The 21213-nt window shown below is 64.8% G+C and carries 16 protein-coding genes and 4 tRNA genes; all 20 read right to left on the minus strand.

Translation table 11 applies throughout. The features are described from left to right. Positions 1–2 precede the first annotated feature (2 nt). The 20 genes from VAR608DRAFT_RS34675 to trpE all read right to left on the minus strand — a co-directional run bounded on the left by VAR608DRAFT_RS34675 (position 3) and on the right by trpE (position 20938). Positions 3–575, minus strand: a complete 573-nt coding sequence (locus VAR608DRAFT_RS34675; protein ID WP_231973067.1) for a lema family protein — start codon at positions 573–575, stop codon at positions 3–5. A gap of 96 nt (positions 576–671) precedes the next feature. Beyond that, complete coding sequence (gene rpoC / locus VAR608DRAFT_RS34680) at positions 672–4907, minus strand: DNA-directed RNA polymerase subunit beta' (protein WP_088958184.1); 4236 nt, start codon at positions 4905–4907, stop codon at positions 672–674. A gap of 21 nt (positions 4908–4928) precedes the next feature. Next, positions 4929–9053 (minus strand): DNA-directed RNA polymerase subunit beta, encoded by a 4125-nt coding sequence (rpoB, locus tag VAR608DRAFT_RS34685; protein ID WP_088958185.1) that lies wholly within the window; start codon positions 9051–9053, stop codon positions 4929–4931. A 249-nt stretch (positions 9054–9302) separates the two neighbouring features. Beyond that, positions 9303–9677 carry a 50S ribosomal protein L7/L12 gene (gene rplL, locus VAR608DRAFT_RS34690; RefSeq protein WP_088958186.1) on the minus strand — a complete coding sequence of 125 codons (375 nt, stop codon included), beginning with the start codon at positions 9675–9677 and terminating at the stop codon, positions 9303–9305. Between the two features lie 39 nt (positions 9678–9716). Further along, positions 9717–10247 carry a 50S ribosomal protein L10 gene (gene rplJ / locus VAR608DRAFT_RS34695; RefSeq protein WP_088958187.1) on the minus strand — a complete coding sequence of 177 codons (531 nt, stop codon included), beginning with the start codon at positions 10245–10247 and terminating at the stop codon, positions 9717–9719. 251 nt (positions 10248–10498) lie between these two features. After that, positions 10499–11197 (minus strand): 50S ribosomal protein L1, encoded by a 699-nt coding sequence (rplA, locus tag VAR608DRAFT_RS34700; protein ID WP_088958188.1) that lies wholly within the window; start codon positions 11195–11197, stop codon positions 10499–10501. Continuing rightward, positions 11198–11629: a 50S ribosomal protein L11 gene (rplK, locus tag VAR608DRAFT_RS34705; protein ID WP_028252759.1), complete on the minus strand. Its 432-nt coding sequence runs from the start codon at positions 11627–11629 to the stop codon at positions 11198–11200. It abuts the gene before it with no gap. A gap of 151 nt (positions 11630–11780) precedes the next feature. Continuing rightward, a complete protein-coding gene (gene nusG, locus VAR608DRAFT_RS34710) occupies positions 11781–12377 on the minus strand; it encodes a transcription termination/antitermination protein NusG (RefSeq protein ID WP_088958189.1) in 597 nt (198 codons plus the stop codon). Further along, positions 12378–12761: a preprotein translocase subunit SecE gene (gene secE, locus VAR608DRAFT_RS34715; protein WP_088958190.1), complete on the minus strand. Its 384-nt coding sequence runs from the start codon at positions 12759–12761 to the stop codon at positions 12378–12380. 137 nt (positions 12762–12898) lie between these two features. After that, positions 12899–12974, minus strand: a tRNA-Trp gene (locus VAR608DRAFT_RS34720). A 14-nt stretch (positions 12975–12988) separates the two neighbouring features. Beyond that, positions 12989–14182 (minus strand): elongation factor Tu, encoded by a 1194-nt coding sequence (gene tuf / locus VAR608DRAFT_RS34725; RefSeq protein WP_088954965.1) that lies wholly within the window; start codon positions 14180–14182, stop codon positions 12989–12991. Positions 14183–14256: 74 nt separating this feature from the next. Further along, a tRNA-Thr gene (locus VAR608DRAFT_RS34730) sits at positions 14257–14331 on the minus strand. Between the two features lie 39 nt (positions 14332–14370). Next, positions 14371–14444: transfer RNA gene (locus tag VAR608DRAFT_RS34735), tRNA-Gly, on the minus strand. Between the two features lie 111 nt (positions 14445–14555). After that, positions 14556–14641 (minus strand) — tRNA-Tyr (locus tag VAR608DRAFT_RS34740). 185 nt (positions 14642–14826) lie between these two features. Further along, positions 14827–15525, minus strand: a complete 699-nt coding sequence (locus VAR608DRAFT_RS34745) for a uracil-DNA glycosylase (protein ID WP_088958191.1) — start codon at positions 15523–15525, stop codon at positions 14827–14829. Between the two features lie 338 nt (positions 15526–15863). Beyond that, on the minus strand, positions 15864–16664 hold the full coding sequence (trpC, locus tag VAR608DRAFT_RS34750; protein ID WP_088958192.1) for an indole-3-glycerol phosphate synthase TrpC: 801 nt from the start codon (positions 16662–16664) through the stop codon (positions 15864–15866). Positions 16665–16679: 15 nt separating this feature from the next. Continuing rightward, positions 16680–17708 (minus strand): anthranilate phosphoribosyltransferase, encoded by a 1029-nt coding sequence (gene trpD, locus VAR608DRAFT_RS34755; RefSeq protein WP_088958193.1) that lies wholly within the window; start codon positions 17706–17708, stop codon positions 16680–16682. Between the two features lie 52 nt (positions 17709–17760). Next, complete coding sequence (gene ltaE / locus VAR608DRAFT_RS34760) at positions 17761–18816, minus strand: low-specificity L-threonine aldolase (RefSeq protein ID WP_088958194.1); 1056 nt, start codon at positions 18814–18816, stop codon at positions 17761–17763. 8 nt (positions 18817–18824) lie between these two features. Then, a complete protein-coding gene (locus tag VAR608DRAFT_RS34765; RefSeq protein WP_088958195.1) occupies positions 18825–19409 on the minus strand; it encodes an aminodeoxychorismate/anthranilate synthase component II in 585 nt (194 codons plus the stop codon). A gap of 26 nt (positions 19410–19435) precedes the next feature. Continuing rightward, a complete protein-coding gene (trpE, locus tag VAR608DRAFT_RS34770; protein ID WP_088958196.1) occupies positions 19436–20938 on the minus strand; it encodes an anthranilate synthase component I in 1503 nt (500 codons plus the stop codon). Between the last annotated feature and the right edge of the window lie 275 nt (positions 20939–21213).

Genomic DNA, 21213 nt, shown 5'->3' on the forward strand with positions numbered 1-21213 from the left:
AATCAGCGCAACGCGGCTGCCGGCTTGAGCTGCATGATCCACGCCACCAGCACTGCCGGGAACTCGGCGATCGCGGCGTTGTACCGGGCCACGGCGAGATTGAACTGGCCCCGGGCCATCTCGGCGGCGGCGGAAGGTTCCGGCCAGGCGATGGGCGTGGAGGGTTCCGGGAGACCTTCGAGCGGTGCCGGCCGCGACAGGGTGCCGTCGGCATCGAAGCTGACGACCGCATCGGGATGGAGGCTCTGCCAAGCCGCGAGCATGACGTGCATCGCGGTGCTCATCGCCGCCACCCCCGCGGGGTTCAATGGCCGAAGGCGCGTGGCCGCGAGCAGGGTCGAGAGCTGGTTCGCGGCAGCCCGCACCGAAGCGCTGGGCGACTCCAGCGGCGTGGCGGACGGCTCCTCCTCGGCCGCGCGGGCGAGCACGAAATCGAGCTGCCGGACCAGCGCCGCATCGAGCACCGCATAGGCCTGCAGCGCGGCCGAACGCAAACGCATGAGCCGGTTGTAGGCGCCGACGAACCAGAACAGCGCAATTGCGCCGGCAATCCAGTAGGGCAAGGATCCAGGCATCTCCGGCATTCAGCGCACACCCAATAAAAAGCCCCCGATCCGCGGGCGGAAGGGGGGCAGTTGGGAACCGGTCATGACCGGCGATGCTACTACCGCTTATTCGGTTGCAGCACCTTCGCCGGCGTCGACCGTTGCGGTCGCTTCGTCGGCCGCGGAGGAACCGGACAGCTCGGCCGCTTCGGCTTCGGCAATGGCGCGGCGCTCGGCCTCGTCCATGGCGTCCTTCGCCTTGCGTGCCTGGTGGTAGGCCATGCCGGTGCCCGCAGGGATCAGGCGGCCGACGATAACGTTTTCCTTCAGGCCGCGCAGCTCGTCGCGCTTGCCCATGATCGCGGCTTCGGTCAGCACGCGCGTCGTTTCCTGGAACGATGCGGCGCTGATGAAGCTGTCGGTCGAGAGCGATGCCTTCGTGATACCCAGCAGCAGGTTGGTGTACGTCGCGGGGATCTTGTCAGCGGCGCGCAGGGCGTCGTTGGTGTTGAGCATCTCGCTGCGTTCGATCTGTTCGCCGGCGATGTAGCTGGTGTCGCCCGGGTTCTCGACCACGACACGGCGCAGCATCTGGCGAACGATCACCTCGATGTGCTTGTCGTTGATCTTCACGCCCTGCAGGCGGTACACGTCCTGCACTTCGTCCACGATGTAGCGCGCCAGTTCTTCGGAGCCCAGCAGGCGCAGGATGTCCTGCGGATCGGCCGGACCATCGACGATCGACTCGCCCTTGTTCACCACCTGGCCTTCGTGCACCAGGATGTTCTTTTCCTTCGGCACGAGTTCTTCCCAGACCTTGCCTTCCGGGTCGGTGATCTGCAGGCGGACCTTGCCCTTGGTTTCCTTGCCGAACGACACCGTGCCGGTCATCTCGGCCAGCATGCCCTTGTCCTTCGGCGAACGGGCTTCGAACAGCTCGGCCACGCGCGGCAGACCGCCGGTGATGTCGCGGGTCTTCTGGCCTTCGACCGGGATGCGGGCCAGCACTTCGCCGGGGCCCACGTCCTGGCCGTCGCGCACCTGCACCAGCGCGCCGATCGGGAAGCCGATCGTCACCGAGTGGTCGGTGCCGGGGATCTTCACTTCGGCGCCGGAAGCGTCGATCAGCTTCACCTGCGGACGAACGACCTTGGCAGCGCCGCGGCGCTTCGGATCGATCACGACCAGGGTCGACAGGCCGGTGACTTCGTCCACCTGCTTGGCGACCGTGAGGCCTTCCTCGACGTTCTCGAACTTCGTCTTGCCGGCGAATTCCGTGATGATCGGGCGCGTCAGCGGATCCCAGTTGGCCAGCACGTGGCCCGCCTTGATCTGCTGGTCGGCCTTCACCGTCAGCGTGGCGCCGTAAGGCACCTTGTGGCGCTCGCGCTCGCGGCCGTGTTCGTCGTGGATGACGATCTCGCCCGAACGTGCGATCACCACCAGCTCGTTCTTGCTGTTGGTCACGTAGCGCATCGTGGCGTTGAAGCCGATCACGCCGTTGGACTTGGCTTCGACGCTCGAGGCGACCGCCGCACGCGATGCCGCACCACCGATGTGGAAGGTACGCATCGTCAGCTGCGTGCCGGGCTCGCCGATCGACTGCGCCGCGATCACGCCGACGGCTTCGCCGTTGTTGACGAGACCGCCGCGGCCGAGGTCACGGCCGTAGCACTTGGCGCAGAGGCCGAAGCGGGTTGCGCAGGTCAGCGCGGTGCGGACCTTGACCTCGTCGACACCTTCGGCTTCGAGGGCTTCGATCGTGTCTTCGTCCAGCATGTCGCCGGCCTTCGCCAGCACCGCGCGCGTTTCGGGGTGCAGCACGTCTTCCGCAGCCGTACGGCCCAGGATACGTTCGCGCAGCGATTCGATCACTTCACCGCCTTCGACGATCGCGCGCATCACGGCGCCGTCCTGCGTGCCGCAATCCTGTTCGATCACGACCAGGTCCTGCGTCACGTCGACCAGGCGACGCGTCAGGTAACCCGAGTTCGCGGTCTTCAGCGCGGTGTCGGCCAGACCCTTGCGGGCACCGTGGGTGGAGATGAAGTACTCCAGCACGTTCAGGCCTTCGCGGAAGTTCGCCGTGATCGGCGTCTCGATGATCGAGCCGTCCGGCTTGGCCATCAGGCCCCGCATGCCGGCGACCTGGCGGATCTGCGCGGCGGAACCGCGGGCGCCCGAGTCGGCCATCATGTAGATCGAGTTGAAGGACTCCTGCTCGACTTCCTTGCCGTTGCGGTCGATGACCTTTTCCTTCGACAGCTTGGCCATCATGACCTTCGACACTTCGTCGCCGGCCTTGCCCCAGATGTCGACCACCTTGTTGTAGCGCTCGCCGGCGGTCACGAGACCGGAGACGTACTGCTGCTCGATCTCCTTCACTTCCTTGGCCGAGCGGTCGATGATGCCGTGCTTCTCCGAAGGCACCAGCATGTCGTCGATCGCGATCGAGATACCGGCCTTGGTCGCGAGGCGGAAACCGTTCTGCAGCAGCTTGTCGGCGAAGACCACCGTTTCCTTCAGGCCGCACTTGCGGAACGAGGCGTTGATGAGCTTGGAGATTTCCTTCTTCTTCAGCGCCTTGTTGATATTCGAGAAGTCCAGGCCCTTGGGCAGGATCTCGGACAGCAGCGCGCGGCCCACGGTCGTGTCGACGAGCGAGGTCGACGGCGCGAACTCGCCCGTTTCCTTGTTCTTCGTGTACTCCGTGATGCGCACGCTCACCTTGGCGGTGAGTTCGACCACGCCGGCGTCGAGCGCGCGCTGGACTTCGCCGATGTCCGAGAACATCAGGCCTTCGCCCTTGCCGTTGATGCGCTCGCGGGTCGTGTAGTAAAGACCCAGCACCACGTCCTGCGACGGCACGATCGACGGTTCGCCGTTGGCCGGGAACAGCACGTTGTTGGAGGCCAGCATCAGCGTGCGGGCTTCCATCTGCGCTTCGACCGACAGCGGCACGTGGACGGCCATCTGGTCACCGTCGAAGTCGGCGTTGAACGCCGCGCAGACCAGCGGGTGCAGCTGGATCGCCTTGCCTTCGATCAGGATCGGCTCGAAGGCCTGGATGCCCAGGCGGTGCAGCGTCGGTGCGCGGTTCAGCATCACCGGGTGTTCCTTGATGACTTCTTCAAGGATGTCCCACACCACCGGCGTGCCGGATTCGACTTCCTTCTTCGCCGCCTTGATGGTGGTCGCGATGCCCATGGCTTCGAGGCGCGAGAAGATGAAGGGCTTGAACAGCTCGAGCGCCATCAGCTTCGGCAGGCCGCACTGATGCAGCTTGAGCGTCGGGCCCACCACGATGACCGAACGGCCCGAGTAGTCGACGCGCTTGCCCAGCAGGTTCTGGCGGAAGCGGCCGCTCTTGCCCTTGATCATGTCGGCCAGCGACTTGAGCGCGCGCTTGTTGGCGCCCGTCATGGCCTTGCCGCGGCGGCCGTTGTCCAAGAGGCTGTCGACAGCTTCTTGCAGCATCCGCTTTTCGTTGCGCGCAATGATCTCGGGCGCCTTCAGCTCGAGCAGACGACGCAGACGACTGTTGCGGTTGATCACACGTCTGTAGAGGTCGTTCAGGTCGGAGGTCGCGAAGCGGCCGCCGTCCAGCGGCACCAGCGGACGCAGGTCCGGCGGCAGCACGGGCAGCACGTCGAGCACCATCCACTCGGGCTTGATGCCCGATTTGCGGAAGGCTTCCAGCACCTTGAGGCGCTTGGAGTTCTTCTTGACCTTGACTTCGGAGCCGGTCAGGTCGCCGCGCAGCTTCTCGATCTCGGTGTCGAGCTCGATGCCCATCAGCAGGTCCTTGATGCCTTCGGCGCCCATCTTGGCGATGAACTCGTCGCCGTATTCCTTGCGCTTCGCGTCGTAGTCGTCCTCGGACATGATGCTGAACTTCTTCAGCGGGGTCATGCCGGGGTCGGTCACCACGTAGGCTTCGAAATAGAGCACGCGTTCGATGTCGCGCAGCGTCATGTCGAGCACCAGGCCCAGACGCGACGGCAGCGACTTCAGGAACCAGATGTGCGCGCAGGGCGCGGCGAGGTCGATGTGACCCATGCGCTCGCGGCGCACCTTGGTCTGCGTGACTTCGACGCCGCACTTCTCGCAGATCACGCCGCGGTGCTTGAGGCGCTTGTACTTGCCGCACAGGCACTCGTAGTCCTTGATCGGGCCGAAGATCTTGGCGCAGAAGAGACCGTCCCGCTCGGGCTTGAAGGTGCGGTAGTTGATCGTCTCGGGCTTCTTCACTTCGCCGAAAGACCACGAACGGATCTTCTCGGGCGAAGCCATGCCGATCTTGATGGCATCGAAATGCTCATCCGGGGTGAACTGCTTGAACAGGTCGAGTAGCGATTTCATAAGACTCTTTCCCCTTTTCGATTACGAACGCTCGAGCTCGATGTCGAGACCCAGCGAACGGATTTCCTTGACCAGCACGTTGAACGATTCCGGCATGCCGGCTTCGATCGAGTGCTCGCCCTTGACGATGCTTTCATAGACCTTGGTGCGGCCCTGCACGTCGTCGGACTTCACGGTCAGCATTTCCTGCAGGACGTAGGAAGCGCCGTAGGCTTCGAGCGCCCACACTTCCATTTCCCCGAAACGCTGGCCGCCGAACTGCGCCTTGCCGCCGAGCGGCTGCTGCGTGACCAGCGAGTACGGGCCGGTCGAGCGGGCGTGCATCTTGTCGTCCACCAGGTGGTGCAGCTTCAGGAAGTGCATGTAGCCGACGGTGACCGGACGCTCGAAGCGCTCGCCGGTGCGGCCGTCGTACAGGTACGCCTGGGTGCGGCTCTCGCTCAGGCCCTTGAGCTTGGCGATGTCGTCCGGGTAGGCAAGCTTCAACATGCCGCGGATCTCCTCTTCCGAGGCACCGTCGAACACCGGCGTCGCGAAAGGCACGCCCTGCGACAGGTTCTGCGCCATTTCGATGACGTCGGCGTCGGAGAGCGCGTTCAGCTCTTCCTTGCGGCCCGACCCGTTGTACAGGTCTTCGAAGAACTTGCGCAGCTCGGCCACCTTGGCCTCCGCCTGCAGCAGGTCGCCGATGCGCTGGCCCACGCCCTTGGCGGCCCAGCCCAGATGCACTTCGAGCACCTGGCCCACGTTCATCCGCGAAGGCACGCCCAGCGGGTTCAGGCAGATGTCGCACGGCGTGCCGTCGGCCATGTGCGGCATGTCCTCGACCGGAACGATCTTCGACACCACGCCCTTGTTGCCGTGACGGCCGGCCATCTTGTCGCCGGGCTGCAGGCGGCGCTTGACGGCCAGGTACACCTTGACCATCTTGAGCACGCCCGCGGGCAGTTCGTCGCCCTGCGTGAGCTTCTTGCGCTTTTCTTCGAACGCGAGGTCGAAGCTGTGGCGCGTCTGCTCCAGCGAGTTCTTGATCGACTCGAGCTGCGCGGCCACATCGTCTTCCGCCGGGCGGATGTCGAACCAGTGGAACTTCTCGATCGACGAGAGGTAGGCCTTGTCGAGCTTGGTGCCCTTGGCGAGCTTGTTCGGACCGCCGTTGGCGACCCGGCCCGTGAGCAGCTTCTCGATCCGGTCGAACGCGTCGGCCTCGACGATGCGAAGCTGGTCGTTCAGGTCGAGGCGGAAGCGCTTCAGTTCATCGTCGATGATCTGCTGGGCGCGCTTGTCGCGCGTGATGCCTTCGCGCGTGAACACCTGCACGTCGATCACGGTGCCTTGCGAGCCCTGATCCACGCGCAGCGAGGTGTCCTTCACGTCGGAAGCCTTCTCGCCGAAGATCGCTCGCAGCAGCTTCTCTTCCGGCGTCAGCGTGGTCTCGCCCTTCGGCGTGACCTTGCCCACCAGCGTGTCGCCCGGCTGCACTTCGGCGCCGACGTAGATGATCCCGGATTCGTCCAGGCGGTTGAGCTGCTGCTCTGCCAGGTTCGGGATGTCGCGCGTGATTTCCTCGGCGCCCAGCTTGGTGTCGCGGGCCATCACCACCAGTTCCTCGATGTGGATCGAGGTATAGCGGTCTTCGGCAACGACGCGCTCGCTGATCAGGATCGAGTCCTCGAAGTTGTAGCCGTTCCACGGCATGAAGCCGATCAGCATGTTCTGGCCGAGCGCGAGTTCGCCCAGGTCGGTCGAAGCGCCATCGGCGATGACGTCGCCCTTGGCGATCTTGTCGCCGCGCTTGACGATCGGACGCTGATGGATGTTCGTGTTCTGGTTCGAACGCTGATACTTGATCAGGTTGTAGATGTCCACGCCGACTTCACCGGCCGCCGCTTCGGCGTCGTTCACGCGCACCACGATGCGGGTCGCGTCGACATAGTCGACGACACCGCCGCGGGTCGCGGTCACCACGGTGCCGGAGTCGACCGCGGAGACGCGCTCGATGCCGGTGCCGACGAACGGCTTTTCCGGACGCAGCACAGGCACGGCCTGGCGCTGCATGTTGGCGCCCATCAATGCGCGGTTCGCATCGTCGTGCTCGAGGAACGGAACGAGCGAGGCTGCCACCGACACGATCTGCGCGGGCGACACGTCCATGTACTGGACGCGCTCGGCGCTCACCAGGATCGATTCGCCGGTTTCACGGGCCGAGACCAGGTCGCCAGTCAGCCGGCCTTCCTTGTCGAGCGCGGCGTTGGCCTGCGCGATCACGTACTTGCCTTCCTCGATGGCCGACAGGTAGTCGATCTCGTTCGTGACCTTGCTGTCCACCACGCGGCGGTACGGCGTCTCGATGAAGCCGTACTCGTTGAGGCGGGCATACAGCGCCAGCGAGTTGATCAGACCGATGTTCGGGCCTTCAGGCGTTTCGATCGGGCACACGCGGCCGTAGTGCGTGACGTGCACGTCGCGCACTTCGAAGCCGGCGCGCTCGCGGGTCAGACCGCCCGGGCCGAGGGCCGAGACGCGGCGCTTGTGCGTGATCTCGGACAGCGGGTTGGTCTGGTCCATGAACTGCGACAGCTGCGAGGCGCCGAAGAATTCCTTCAGCGCCGCCGAGATCGGCTTGCTGTTGATCAGGTCGTGCGGCATCAGCGGCTCTTGCTCCGCCTGGCCCAGACGTTCCTTCACGGCCTTCTCGATACGCGCGAGACCGGTGCGGTACTGGTTCTCGGCCAGTTCGCCAACGCAGCGCACGCGGCGGTTGCCGAGGTGGTCGATGTCGTCGACTTCGCCACGGCCGTTGCGCAGGTCGACCAGGATCTTGACCACGGCCAGGATGTCTTCGTTGGTCAGGACCATCGGGCCGGTCGACTCGTCGCGGCCGACCTTGGCGTTGAACTTCATCCGGCCGACGCGCGACAGGTCGTAGGTGTCGGGGTTGTAGAACAGGCGCTGGAACAGGGCCTGCACCGCGTCTTCCGTCGGCGGCTCGCCGGGGCGCATCATGCGGTAGATGGCCACGCGGGCGGCGAACTCATCGGCGGTTTCGTCGATGCGCAGGGTCTGCGAGATGTACGCGCCCTGGTCGAGCTCGTTGGTGTAGATGCACTGGATCTCCTGCACACCGGCGGAACGCAGCTTCTTCAGCAGCGACTCGGTCAGCTCGTCGTTGGCCTTGGCCAGGATTTCGCCCGAGTCGGGATCGACGATGTTGCGAGCGACCACGCGGCCGATCAGGAAATCTTCCGGCACGCTGATGTGCGTGGTGCCCGACTGCTCGAGCTCGCGCGTGTGGCGAGCGGTGACGCGCTTGTCCTTGGCGACGACGACCTTGCCCGACTTGTCGGTGATGTCGAAGCGCGCCACTTCGCCGCGCAGGCGCTCGGAGACGAACTCCATCTGCGCGCCGCTGTCCATGAGGCGGAAGTTGTCGTTGACGAAGAAGTTCGCGAGGATCGATTCCGGATTCAGGCCGATCGCCTTCAGCAGGATCGTGACCGGCATCTTGCGGCGACGGTCGACGCGGAAGTACAGCATGTCCTTGGGGTCGAACTCGAAGTCGAGCCACGAGCCGCGGTAGGGAATCACGCGGGCCGAGAACAGCAGCTTGCCCGAGCTGTGCGTCTTGCCCTTGTCGTGCTCGAAGAACACGCCCGGCGAACGGTGGAGCTGCGACACGATGACGCGCTCGGTACCGTTGATGATGAACGAGCCCTTGTCCGTCATGAGCGGCACTTCGCCCATGTAGACCTCCTGCTCCTTGACTTCCTTGACCACCTTCGACTGCGGCGTCGAGGACTCGCGGTCGTAGATGATCAGCTGCACCTTGGCGCGCACGGCCGAGGCGAAGGTCAGACCACGGGTCTGGCACTCGCGCACGTCGAAAGCCGGCTTCGCCAGGTTGTACTCGAGGAATTTCATCTCGACGAAACCGTTGTGCGAGACGATCGGGAACGCCGCGTGGAAGGCGGCCTGCAGGCCTTCCACCGTCCGCTTCTGCGGCGGGACACCCGCTTGCAGGAACGCGGTGTACGCGTCTTTTTGCATCTGCAGCAGGTAGGGGATTTCGACGACGCTGTCGCGGCTGCCGAAATTCTTTCGGATGCGCTTGCGTTCGGTGTAACTGTACGTGGACGTTTGGGCCATGAGAGCTCCGGTGCTTGAGATCTTCAGCGACTTGTCAGCGGCGTTTTCGCGCCCCTGCTTGGCGGCTGGCCACTACCAGCCGTTGGCGGACAGTGATGCGTTGCACATCACCCGAACCAAGGGGTCTTCTGTAGTCGGGGTCAGAAGACACTCAAAAGACGCTGGGAAATGGCGGCTTTTGAGTGCGCTCTGAAAGCGGCAAAGGCTGGAGGGCCTTTCGGCGCACTCCAGCCCTCCAGGATGACTGAATTACTTCAGTTCCACCTTGGCGCCAGCTTCTTCCAGCTTCTTCTTGGCGGCTTCGGCGTCGGCCTTCGGCAGGCCTTCCTTGACGGCCTTCGGAGCGGCTTCCACCAGGTCCTTGGCTTCCTTGAGGCCCAGGCCGGTGATTTCGCGCACGGCCTTGATCGCGCCAACCTTGTTCGAGCCGGCTTCGAGCAGAACGACGTTGAACTCGGTCTTTTCTTCAGCGGCAGGGGCGGCGGCGCCACCGGCGGCAGCCGGAGCAGCCATTGCAGCGGCGCTCACGCCGAACTTCTCTTCGATGGCCTTCACCAGGTCGTTGAGTTCCAGGACCGTCATGCTGTCGAGCGCGGTCAGAAATGCGTCTTTATCGAATGCCATTTTTGTTTCCTAAAAATATGTTGGATCGAAAGTCGCCGCTTAGGCGGCGACTCCTTCTGCGGGAGCTTCCGCCTGCGTTTCGCCACCACCACGCTTCTCGGCGAGCGCGGCCAGGACACGGGCCGTGCGCGAGATCGGGGATTGCATCAAGCCCAGCAGCTGCGCCAGCAACACTTCCTTCGAAGGAATGTTGGCCAGTTGCTTCACGCCGTCGACGTCCAGGGCCTTGCCACCGAATGCGCCACCGCGAATCACCAACTTGTCGTTGGTCTTCGCGAAATCGGCCACCACCTTCGCGGCAGCCACGGCGTCTTCGGAGAAGCCATAGATCAGCGGACCGGTCATCTGGTCGCCGACGATCTCAAACGCGCTGCCGGCGACAGCACGGCGGGCCAGCGTGTTCTTCAACACGCTGAGGCTCACACCCTTGCTGCGCGCTTCGGTGCGCAGTTTGGTCATATCGGCAACCGTGATGCCACGGTATTCCGCCATCACGAGCGTTTGAGCTTTTGCGGCGAGGCTGGTCACTTCATTGATGACCGCTTCTTTCTCACTGCGATTCAGACTCAAGGTCTACTCCTTTTCAATGCGCCCCTCGACCAAAGTCTCGGAACGCGCTTCATGCAGCGACCAACTGTTCCGGAAACGAGTTCCTTTGCAGCGGGATCGCCATCTGCGCTGGCCGCATCACGGGGGTGAAGCGATTAAGTACAGGCAATTCCTGTACGCCAGCGGTCTTGGATGGCCCGAAGCCGCTTGACGCAGCTCCGACCCACCACATCGCCCGGCGACCTTTTGACGGGCCGCCGGACAAATTCACATCAGCCCTGGGCGATGGTCTGCGTGTCCACGCGGACACCCACACCCATCGTCGAAGACACTGCCACCTTGCGCAGGTAGACGCCCTTGCTCGAGGCCGGCTTGGCCTTGACCAGGGCTTCGATCAGCGCAGCCAGGTTGCCCTGCAGCTTGTCGTTGTCGAACGAACGGCGGCCGATCGTGCCATGGATGATCCCGGCCTTGTCGACGCGGAACTGGACCTGGCCGGCCTTGGCGTTCTTGACGGCCGTCGCGACGTCGGGCGTCACGGTGCCGACCTTGGGGTTCGGCATGAGGCCGCGCGGACCCAGGATCTGACCCAGCGTACCGACGACGCGCATCGCGTCAGGCGCGGCAATCACGACGTCGAAGGGCATGTCGCCGGCCTTCACCTGGGCGGCGAGATCGTCCATGCCGACGATGTCGGCGCCGGCGGCCTTGGCTTCCTCGGCCTTGGCGCCCTGGGCGAACACGGCGACGCGCTTGGTCTTGCCGGTGCCGTTCGGCATCACGACGGCGCCACGCACCACCTGGTCGGACTTCTTGGCGTCGATGCCGAGCTGCACCGCGACGTCGATCGACTCGTCGAACTTCGCCGTCGCGGCTTCCTTCACGATGCCGAGCGCGTCAGTCAGCGCGTAGAGCTTGCTGCTGTCGACCTTGCCTGCGAGCGCCTTTTGCTTCTTGGTGATCTTGGCCATTTACACGCCCTCCACATTCACGCCCATCGAGCGTGCCGAACCAGCGATGGTGCGAACTGCGGCGTCCAGGTCGGCCGCGGTCAGGTCCTTCATCTTGGTCTTGGCGATTTCTTCGAGCTGTGCGCGCGTGATCTTGCCGACCTTGTCGGTGTGCGGACGTGCGGAGCCCTTTTCGAGCTTGATGGCCTTCTTGATCAAGGTGATCGCCGGCGGCGTCTTGATGATGAAGGTGAAGCTCTTGTCAGCGAACGCGGTGATGACCACCGGCAGCGGCAGACCCGGCTCGACGCCCTGGGTCTGCGCGTTGAACGCCTTGCAGAACTCCATGATGTTCAGACCGCGCTGGCCCAGTGCGGGGCCGATCGGCGGCGACGGATTGGCTTTACCAGCTGGCACTTGCAGCTTGATGAAGCCGACGATTTTCTTCGCCATGCTTTTCTCCTTGCGGGTGATAACGCCTTGGCTCTCTTAAGCCTCAGCTCCCCGGGGTTGACGACTCTTTCCAGCCAAGATTCACGCCGAGTCGGAGGAACGTGAACCGCAAAAGTTCAAGGCCAGGGCACCTGGCCTTGTTTTGGCGTGCTTAAGTCTTTTCGACCTGCGCAAACTCGAGTTCGACCGGCGTGGCACGACCGAAGATCATGACCGACACGCGAACCTTGTTCTTTTCGTAGTTGACTTCCTCGACCGTGCCGTTGAAGTCGGTGAAAGGACCTTCCTTGACGCGCACGAACTCGCCGACGATGAACTCGACCTTGTGGCGCGGCTTCTCGGTGCCCTGCTGCATCTGGCTGACGATGTCCTCGACTTCCTTCTGCGAAATCGGGGCCGGCCGATTCTTGGCGCCGCCAACGAAGCCCGTCACCTTGTTGGTGTGCTTCACGAGGTGCCAGCTCTCGTCGTCCATGATCATCTCGACCAGGACGTAGCCCGGGAAGAAGCGGCGCTCGGTGGTGCGCTTCTGGCCGTTCTTGACCTCGACCACTTCCTCGGTCGGAACCAGGATCCGGCCGAACTTGTCCTGCATGCCGGCGCGCGTGATGCGCTCCGTGATGTTCCGCTCCACGGCCTTCTCCATGCCGGAGTACGCATGCACCACATACCAGCGGAAGTCGGGATTGGCGGCCGGGGCCAGCACATGTCCGCCTTCCGGCGCAACGTCGATGGCTTCGTCAGTCATTTACTTTCTCCAGCCCAGAATGAGATCAAAAAACACCCATTCGAGCGTCTTGTCGGTGAGCCAAAGGAAGATCGACATGATCGCCACGAAGGCAAACACGTACGCCGTCATCTGGATCGCCTCCTTGCGGGTCGGCCAGACCACCTTCTTGACTTCACGCCACGAGTCGCGACCGAAGGCCCACAACTGACGGCCACCCTCCGAACTCGCAAACACCCCGACGGCGGCGGCCAGGCCGACCAGCAGGGCGCCCCACTGCACCACCGCGCCCTGCCGGGCCAGCAGATAGAACGCAGCAATGGCCGCCACGACCAGGACGGCAGCCGTCGCCAGCTTGGCCTTGTCAGCACTCGTGCTTACGGTTTCGATTTGAGAAGAAGCCATCTTTGGCACTATTCCTGAAGCCTTTCGGCTTCCATTTCAATGCGTCTTCCGAGACGCCGAAGCCCGTCAGGCTATGACGGGCTTTTTCTGCCTTCCCGTCAGGGCATGACGGGCCTGTTTCGGAGACCACCCTCAGGTGGCAGGGGCAGTAGGAATCGAACCTACAACCTTCGGTTTTGGAGACCGACGCTCTGCCAATTGAGCTATACCCCTTCGCGATTCCTAAATCAGATGTCGAGGATCTTGGCCACGACGCCCGAGCCGACGGTGCGGCCGCCTTCGCGGATCGCGAAGCGCAGGCCTTCTTCCATGGCGATCGGGTTGATCAGCTTCACCGTGATGGACACGTTGTCGCCGGGCATGACCATTTCCTTGTCCTTGGGCAACTCGATCGAGCCGGTCACGTCCGTCGTGCGGAAGTAGAACTGCGGACGATAGTTGTTGAAGAACGGCGTGTGGCGGCCGCCCTCGTCCTTGCTCAGCACGTACACCTCGGCGGTGAAGTGCGTGTGCGGCTTGATCGAACCGGGCTTGCACAGCACCTGGCCGCGCTCGACTTCTTCGCGCTTGGTGCCGCGCAGCAGCACGCCCACGTTGTCGCCAGCCTGACCCTGGTCCAGCAGCTTGCGGAACATTTCCACGCCCGTGCAGGTGGTCTTCTGGGTCGGGCGGATACCGACGATCTCGATTTCATCGCCGACCTTGATGATGCCGCGCTCCACAGCGCCGGTCACCACCGTGCCGCGACCGGAGATCGAGAACACGTCTTCCACCGGCATCAGGAACGTGCCGTCCACCGCGCGCTCGGGCGTGGGGATGTAGGTGTCCAGCGCCTCGGCCAGCTTCATGATCGAGCCTTCGCCCAGCTCGCCCTTGTCGCCTTCCAGCGCCAGCTTGGCCGAGCCGTGGATGATCGGGGTGGCGTCGCCCGGGAACTCGTACTTGTCGAGCAGTTCGCGAACTTCCATCTCGACCAGCTCGAGCAGCTCCTTGTCGTCCACCATGTCGCACTTGTTCAGGTAGACGATGATGTAGCCCACACCCACCTGGCGGGCCAGCAGGATGTGCTCGCGGGTCTGGGGCATCGGGCCGTCAGCGGCCGAGCACACCAGGATGGCGCCGTCCATCTGGGCAGCGCCGGTGATCATGTTCTTCACGTAGTCGGCGTGGCCGGGGCAGTCCACGTGCGCGTAGTGGCGGTTGGCCGTCTCGTACTCGACGTGCGCGGTGTTGATCGTGATGCCACGCGCCTTTTCTTCGGGCGCCGCGTCGATCTGGTCGTAGGCCTTGGCTTCGCCGCCGAACTTGCTCGACAGCACGGTCGCGATCGCCGCCGTCAGAGTCGTCTTGCCATGGTCAACGTGACCAATCGTGCCCACGTTCACGTGCGGCTTCGTGCGGGTGAATTTTCCTTTTGCCATTTTCTCGACTCCGAAAAATAACTAGATCAACACACTGACATGGGGTTGCAGCCCCGAGACTGCAACCCCAAAACTGGTGCCCATTGCGGGAATCGGACCCGCGACCTCTCCCTTACCAAGGGAGTGCTCTACCACTGAGCCAAATGGGCGAAATTCAAAAAACCTACACAGCGCCGACGGACCTTTTTTGGAGCGGGAGACGGGAATCGAACCCGCGTCATTAGCTTGGAAGGCTAGGGTTCTACCATTGAACTACTCCCGCATTGCGGCATGATCTCTCTAGATCCGATCACACCGCATCACGGTCAGAGCCGCTGCCTTCGCTCAGCTCCGCACATCACATTCAAGCGCTCTCTCAAAAATCCATTTTCGCTGGTGGAGAGGGCTGGATTCGAACCAGCGTACTCGTAAGAGGGCAGATTTACAGTCTGCTGCCATTAACCACTCGGCCACCTCTCCGGCGAACCTCGAAATATAGCACGATTACCAGCCTGCGTCGATGACAGTTTGGTGATTCGCACCACCGTCGCACCAGGTCGCACCAGGTCGCACCAGGTCGCACCACTGCGTCGCACCGGAACATCGACGACCCGCCGTTTCGCTTCGAGCCCTGGATTCTCGCATGGAATCAAACACTTACCGGGTCAGGCGCGCTGGGCATCGCGCCAGGCCCTCGCTTCGCCGAAGTGGCCGCAGCCGATGAAAGGCAGTGGCGGCCGCAGCGCCGACAGCGGCGAGGGATGGTTGGCCACCAGGACCTTGTGACGATTTGTGTCGATCAGCGAGCGCTTGCTCTGCGCATGCGACCCCCAAAGCATGAAGACGCTCGGCTGCCCGAGATTCGCGACGTGGCGGATCACTGCGTCCGTGAGCACTTCCCAACCCCGCCCGGAGTGGCTGGCGGGCTGTCCCTCCTCGACGGTGAGGCAGGTGTTGAGCAGCAGCACGCCGTGCGTCGCCCACTTGACGAGGCTGCCGCCGGGATCCGGGAAAGCCGGCGGCGGCGCGCCAAGGTCCCGCTGGAGCTCCTTGAAGATATTGCGCAGCGACGGCGGCAGTGGCACGCCGGGCGCCACCGAGAAGGCAAGCCCCTCGGCCTGACCGCGCCCGTGATAAGGGTCCTGGCCCAGGATCACGACGCGAACGTCCTCGGGCGGGGTCAGCTCCAGCGCCCGCAGCGGACGCGGCGGGAAGATCACCGCGCCCGCATCCAGCCGCTCCTGCAGGAAGCCCAGCAGCCTCTGCCCGACGGGGCCGCCGAAGAACTCGTCGACCAGCGGCTGCCAGCCGGCCGCCACGGGCCAGTCGGCAGGATTGCTGCTGACCAGTTGACCCGCGCTCATTCGAGCCCCCACGCTCGGCACTTCGTGTCCTCGCTGCCCCCCGAGGGGGCGCGAGCTTGCTTGGGGCGGCCCGGCGCGGCGCTCATTCGAGCCCCCACGCTCGGCACTTCGTGTCCTCGCTGCCCCCCGAGGGGGCGCGAGCTTGCTTGGGGCGGCCCGGCGCGGCGCTCATTCGGGCCCCCACGCTCGGCACTTCGTGTCCTCGCTGCCCCCCGAGGGGGCTGAATGCCGCGGCTCCAAGTCTGCACGGGCAGACTTGGACGGCATGAAGAGACGCTGCGTCTCGCAGCGGCGCGGCCTGCAAGGCCGAGCTTGCTTGGGGCGGCCCGGCGCGGCGCTCAACGGAACATCTCCGCGAGCGCTTCTCCCGGCTCGTCGGCGCGCATGAACGCCTCGCCGACCAGGAACGCATGGACGCCCGCCGCACGCAGCGTCGCGACATCGGCGCGCGACGAAATGCCCGATTCGGTCACGAGCAGCCGTCCTTCCGGCACCTCTGCCAGCAGATCGATGGTCGTCTGGATCGACACCTCGAAGGTGCGCAGGTTGCGGTTGTTGACGCCGACGAGGGGCGTGCGCAGCTTCAGCGCCCGTTCGAGCTCGGCGCGGTCGTGCACTTCGACCAGCACCGCCATGCCCAGCCCGGCCGCGATCGCCTCGTAGTCGCGCATCTGCGCGTCGTCGAGGCAGGCAGCGATCAGCAGCACCGCATCGGCGCCGATCGACCGCGCTTCGTAGACCTGGTAGGCGTCGACGATGAAATCCTTGCGCAGCACCGGCAGATCGCACGAGGCGCGGGCCTGCTTCAGGTAGTCGATGCCACCCTGGAAGAACTGGCGATCGGTCAGCACCGACAGGCAGGCTGCGCTCACCTTGCCGTCACCCGCCGCATAACTCTGCGCGATGTCGGCAGGAACGAAGTCCGGCCGCAGCACGCCCTTGCTCGGGCTCGCCTTCTTGACCTCCGCGATCACGGCGGCGGCGCCGGCGGCGATCTTCGCGCGCAAGGCGCCGACGAAATCGCGCGTGAGCACGCGGCTTTCCGCGTCGAAGCGGATGGCTTCGAGCGAGGTCCGCTTTTTCGCCGCCGCGACTTCCTGGCGCTTGACGGCAACGATCTTCTCGAGGATGTCCGACATGGTGCGCCGCCCTCCTCAAGCCGCCGCGGTCGTGGCCGCGACGAGTTCCGCGAGCTTGGCCTTCGCCGCGCCGGATTCGAGCGCCGCGCGCGATTTCTCGATGCCGGCCGCGATCGTGTCCGACACGCCGGCCGCATACAGCGCCGCGCCGGCGTTCAAAAGGACGATGTCGCGCGCAGGACCCGGCTTGTTGTCGAGCACGCCGAGCAGCATCTCGCGCGACTGATCGGGCGTCTCGACGCGCAGCGTGCGGTTGCTCGACATGGAAAAGCCGAAGTCCTCGGGATGCAGCTCGTATTCGCGCACCTCGCCGTTCCTGAGTTCGCCGACCATGGTGGCGGCGCCCAGGGAGATCTCGTCCATGCCGTCGCGGCCGTAGACGACGAGCGCGTGCTCCGCGCCCAGTCGCTGCAACGCGCGGACCTGGATGCCGACGAGGTCCGGGTGGAACACGCCCATCAGGATGTTGGGCGCCCCCGCCGGATTGGTGAGCGGACCCAGGATGTTGAAGATGGTCTTGATGCCGAGCTCCTTGCGCACCGGCGCGACGTTCTTCATCGCAGGATGATGGTTCGGCGCGAACATGAAGCCGATGCCCACGTCGGCGATGCACCTGGCGATCTGCTCGGGCTTCAGGTTGATGTTGACGCCCAGCGACTCGAGCACGTCGGCGCTGCCCGACTTGCTGCTCACGCTGCGCCCGCCGTGCTTGCTGACCTTGGCGCCCGCCGCCGCGGCGACGAACATCGAACAGGTCGAGATGTTGAAGGTGTGCGAACCGTCGCCGCCGGTGCCGACGATGTCCACCAGCCGCGAGGTGTCGGCCACCGGCACCTTGGTCGAGACCTCGCGCATCACCTGCGCGGCCGCGGTGATCTCGCCGATGGTTTCCTTCTTGACGCGCAGGCCGGTGATCAGCGCCGCCATCATCACCGGCGAGCATTCGCCGCTCATGATGAGCCGCATGATGTGCAGCATCTCGTCGTGGAAGACCTCGCGGTGCTCGATGGTGCGCTGCAGCGCTTCCTGGGGGGTGATGGACATGGGGCTGTCTCGCTCGGTTCGGTGGATCGGGTCGTTGCGGGAGATGGTCCGCTCAGGCATGGAAGAAGCGCCGGATGGCGCCGATGGCGCGGTCGATGCCGCTTGCGTCGACGTCGAGATGGGTCGCGAAGCGCAGCCGGTAGAGCCCGGTGGCCAGCACGCCGTGCTGCTTCAGGTGCGCCAGCAGTTCGGCCGAACGGTGGCGCGCTTCGCCCTCCAGGTCGACGAACAGCAGGTTGGTCTGCGGCGGCTCGACGCGCAGTTCGGGAATGCCGGCCAGGCCGTCCGCCAGCCGCCGCGCCAGTTCATGGTCCTGCGCCAGCCGGTCGATGTGATGGGTGAGCGCATGCGATGCCGCCGCGGCCAGCACGCCGGCCTGCCGCATGCCGCCGCCGGCCATCTTGCGGATGCGATGGGCGCGTGCGATGAACTCGCGCGAGCCGCACAGTGCAGATCCGACCGGCGCGCCGAGGCCCTTGCTGAAGCAGACCGACACGCTGTCGAAGCAGCTGGCGATGCGCCGGGCTTCCGCGCGCACCTCGGCGCCGGTCTGCTCGGCCTGCGCCGTGGCCGCGTTGAAGAGCCGGGCCCCGTCGAGATGGCGGCCGAGGCCCTTGCGACGCGCCAGTTCGGTGGCCTGCTGCACGTAGGCGAACGGCAGCAGCTTGCCGCCGAGCGTGTTTTCGAGCGCGAGGAGCCGCGTGCGCGCGAAGTGCGCGTCATCGGGCTTGATCGCCGCCTCGATGTCCGCGAGCGCGATCGTGCCGTCCGGCTGGTGATCGAGGGGCTGCGGCTGCACGCTGCCGAACACCGCCGCGCCACCGCCTTCCCAGCGATAGCAGTGCGCCTGCTGGCCGACGATGTACTCGTCGCCGCGCTGGCAATGCGCCAGGACCGCGCAGAGGTTGCTCTGCGTGCCGGTGGGCACGAACAGCGCCGCCTCGAAGCCCAGCATGCCGGCGATCTGCGCCTGCAGCGCATTCACGCTGGGGTCGTCGCCGAACACGTCGTCGCCGAGCGGCGCGGCCATCATCGCGTCGCGCATGGCGGCGGTCGGCCGGGTGACGGTATCGCTGCGCAGATCGATCAGGTCCGATGAAGTGCTCATGTCGTGCCTCACGCGAGGAAGTTCTTCAGCATGGCGTGGCCGTGCTCGGTCAGGATGGACTCCGGATGGAACTGCACGCCCTCGATGCGCACCTCGTGCGCGAAGCCGGTGTGCCGCACGCCCATGATCTCGCCGTCGTCCGTCCAGGCGGTGATCGCCAGGTCGGACGGGCAGCTTGCGCGCTCGATGGCCAATGAGTGGTAGCGGTTGACGCTGAATTTCTCGGGCAGGCCGGCGAAGACACCCTCGCGGGTGGTCGTGATCTGGCTGGTCTTGCCGTGCATCAGCTGCTGCGCACGAATGACCTTGCCGCCGAAGGCCGCGCCGATCGACTGGTGGCCCAGGCACACGCCGAGGATCGGCAGTCGCCCCGCAAATTCGCGGATCGCCGCGACGGACACGCCCGCTTCCGCAGGCGAACACGGCCCCGGCGAGATCACCAGCCGCCCAACCCCGCCGGCGATCCGCTCGCGCAGTTGGTCCAGCGTGATTTCATCGTTGCGAAACACCTCGACATCGGCGCCCAGTTCGCCGAAGTACTGCACCAGGTTGTAGGTGAAGCTGTCGTAGTTGTCGATCATCAAGAGCTTCATGGCCTGACTCCGATCCGTTGCGCCGTTCATTCCAGTCCCTCCTCGACCAGTTCCGCGGCGCGCAGCAGGGCGCGCGCCTTGGCCTCGGTCTCCTTCCATTCGAGCTCGGGCACCGAATCGGCGACCACGCCGGCCGCCGCCTGCACGTGCAGCATCTGGTCCTTCACGATGCCGGTGCGGATCGCGATCGCCACGTCCATGTCTCCGGCATAGCTGATGTAGCCGCAGGCGCCGCCGTAGATGCCGCGCTTGGTCGGCTCGAGCTGGTCGATCAGCTCCATCGCATGCACCTTGGGCGCACCGGTCAGCGTGCCGGCCGGGAAGGTGGCCTTGAGCACGTCGATGGCGGTCATGCCGTCCTTGAGCGTGCCTTCGACGTTGCTCACGATGTGCATCACGTGGCTGTAGCGCTCGATCGCGAAGGCCTCGGTCACCTTCACCGTGCCGATCTTCGCGATGCGGCCGATGTCGTTGCGGGCGAGGTCGATCAGCATCACGTGCTCGGCGCGTTCCTTGGGATCGTTGATGAGCTCGATCTCCGCGGCCTTGTCGAGCTCGGGCGATGCGCCACGCGGCCGGGTGCCCGCGAGCGGGCGGATGGTGATCTTCTGTTCGCCCTCGCCGGCATGCTCCTGTCGCACGAGGATCTCCGGCGAGGCGCCGACGACCTGGAAATCGCCCAGGTCGTAGTAGTACATGTAGGGCGAGGGGTTCAGCGACCGCAGCGCGCGATACAGCGACAGCGGCGACTCGGTGTAGCGCTTGCTGATGCGCTGGCCGACCTGCACCTGCATGAAGTCGCCCGCGGCGATCAGCTCCTTCGCACGCTCGACGGCGGCCAGGTAGTCGGCCTTGGCGAAGCTGCGCTGTGGCGGATGCGCCTGGGACGGCCGCACCTGCGGCGCGCTCACCGAGTACTTGAGCTGCTCGCGCAGCTCGCGCAGCCGGCGCTTGGCCTTGGCGTAGGCCTCGGGCTGCGCCGGGTCGGCGTAGACGATCAGGTAGAGCTTGCCCGACAGGTTGTCGATGACCGCCAGTTCCTCGCACTGCAAGAGCAGGATGTCCGGACAGCCCAGGGCGTCGGGCGGGCAGGTCTTCTCGAGTTTCTTCTCGATGTGGCGGACCGCGTCGTAGCCGAAGTAGCCGGCCAGCCCGCCGCAGAACCGCGGCAGCCCCGGACGCAGGGCGACCTTGAAGCGCTGTTGGTAAGCCGCAACGAAGTCGAGCGGATTGCCTCGGACTTTTTCCACGACTTTGCCGTCCGTGACGACTTCGGTCACGGCCTCCGATCCGAAGCCGGAAGCCCTCAGGAAGGTGCGCGCCGGCAGGCCGATGAAGCTGTAGCGGCCGAAGCGTTCGCCGCCCACGACCGACTCCAGCAGGAAGCTGTAGCGGCCGTTGTCCTTGGTGTAGGCGAGCTTGAGATAGAGGGAAAGGGGAGTCTCGAGGTCGGCAAAGGCCTCGACCATCAGCGGAATGCGGTTGTAGCCCTGCGCGCTGAGGCTTTTGAATTCGAGTTCAGTGATCACGGGTGGGGTCTCCGTCTGCCAGCGGACGCTCCTCGGTCGCTGGCGGTTCATCCAGTTTGGCCGATCAGTGTGACTGAGGGCCGCGGGCGCACGACGTGCGCCGTGCAATCAAGCAAGCAACGTCGATGGCGTACGCCAAGGCCAGGCTCCCCGGCTGCCTTGACCTGTCTGGATGACGTGATGAATGAACATGGAATCGAGAGTTTAGCCGAGGGACAACGGGTATACAAAAAGATACATTGCGTTTATTAACTTGCATCTTGTCGTTCACGGGA

The sequence above is a fragment of the Variovorax sp. HW608 genome (assembly GCF_900090195.1).
In the GTDB taxonomy this organism is placed as follows: Bacteria; Pseudomonadota; Gammaproteobacteria; order Burkholderiales; family Burkholderiaceae_C; genus Variovorax.

What these genes read in the sequence shown, in the direction of transcription:
- nusG (WP_088958189.1), bottom strand. Translation starts at nt 12,377, where the DNA reads ATGACTGACGAAGCCATCGACGTTGCGCCGGAAGGCGGACATGTGCTG.
- VAR608DRAFT_RS34675 (WP_231973067.1), bottom strand. Translation starts at nt 575, where the DNA reads ATGCCTGGATCCTTGCCCTACTGGATTGCCGGCGCAATTGCGCTGTTC.
- rpoC (WP_088958184.1), bottom strand. Translation starts at nt 4,907, where the DNA reads ATGAAATCGCTACTCGACCTGTTCAAGCAGTTCACCCCGGATGAGCAT.
- VAR608DRAFT_RS34765 (WP_088958195.1), bottom strand. Translation starts at nt 19,409, where the DNA reads ATGAAGCTCTTGATGATCGACAACTACGACAGCTTCACCTACAACCTG.
- rplL (WP_088958186.1), bottom strand. Translation starts at nt 9,677, where the DNA reads ATGGCATTCGATAAAGACGCATTTCTGACCGCGCTCGACAGCATGACG.
- ltaE (WP_088958194.1), bottom strand. Translation starts at nt 18,816, where the DNA reads ATGAGCACTTCATCGGACCTGATCGATCTGCGCAGCGATACCGTCACC.
- rplA (WP_088958188.1), bottom strand. Translation starts at nt 11,197, where the DNA reads ATGGCCAAGATCACCAAGAAGCAAAAGGCGCTCGCAGGCAAGGTCGAC.
- tuf (WP_088954965.1), bottom strand. Translation starts at nt 14,182, where the DNA reads ATGGCAAAAGGAAAATTCACCCGCACGAAGCCGCACGTGAACGTGGGC.
- rplK (WP_028252759.1), bottom strand. Translation starts at nt 11,629, where the DNA reads ATGGCGAAGAAAATCGTCGGCTTCATCAAGCTGCAAGTGCCAGCTGGT.
- rpoB (WP_088958185.1), bottom strand. Translation starts at nt 9,053, where the DNA reads ATGGCCCAAACGTCCACGTACAGTTACACCGAACGCAAGCGCATCCGA.
- trpD (WP_088958193.1), bottom strand. Translation starts at nt 17,708, where the DNA reads ATGTCCATCACCCCCCAGGAAGCGCTGCAGCGCACCATCGAGCACCGC.
- secE (WP_088958190.1), bottom strand. Translation starts at nt 12,761, where the DNA reads ATGGCTTCTTCTCAAATCGAAACCGTAAGCACGAGTGCTGACAAGGCC.
- trpC (WP_088958192.1), bottom strand. Translation starts at nt 16,664, where the DNA reads ATGTCGGACATCCTCGAGAAGATCGTTGCCGTCAAGCGCCAGGAAGTC.
- VAR608DRAFT_RS34745 (WP_088958191.1), bottom strand. Translation starts at nt 15,525, where the DNA reads ATGAGCGCGGGTCAACTGGTCAGCAGCAATCCTGCCGACTGGCCCGTG.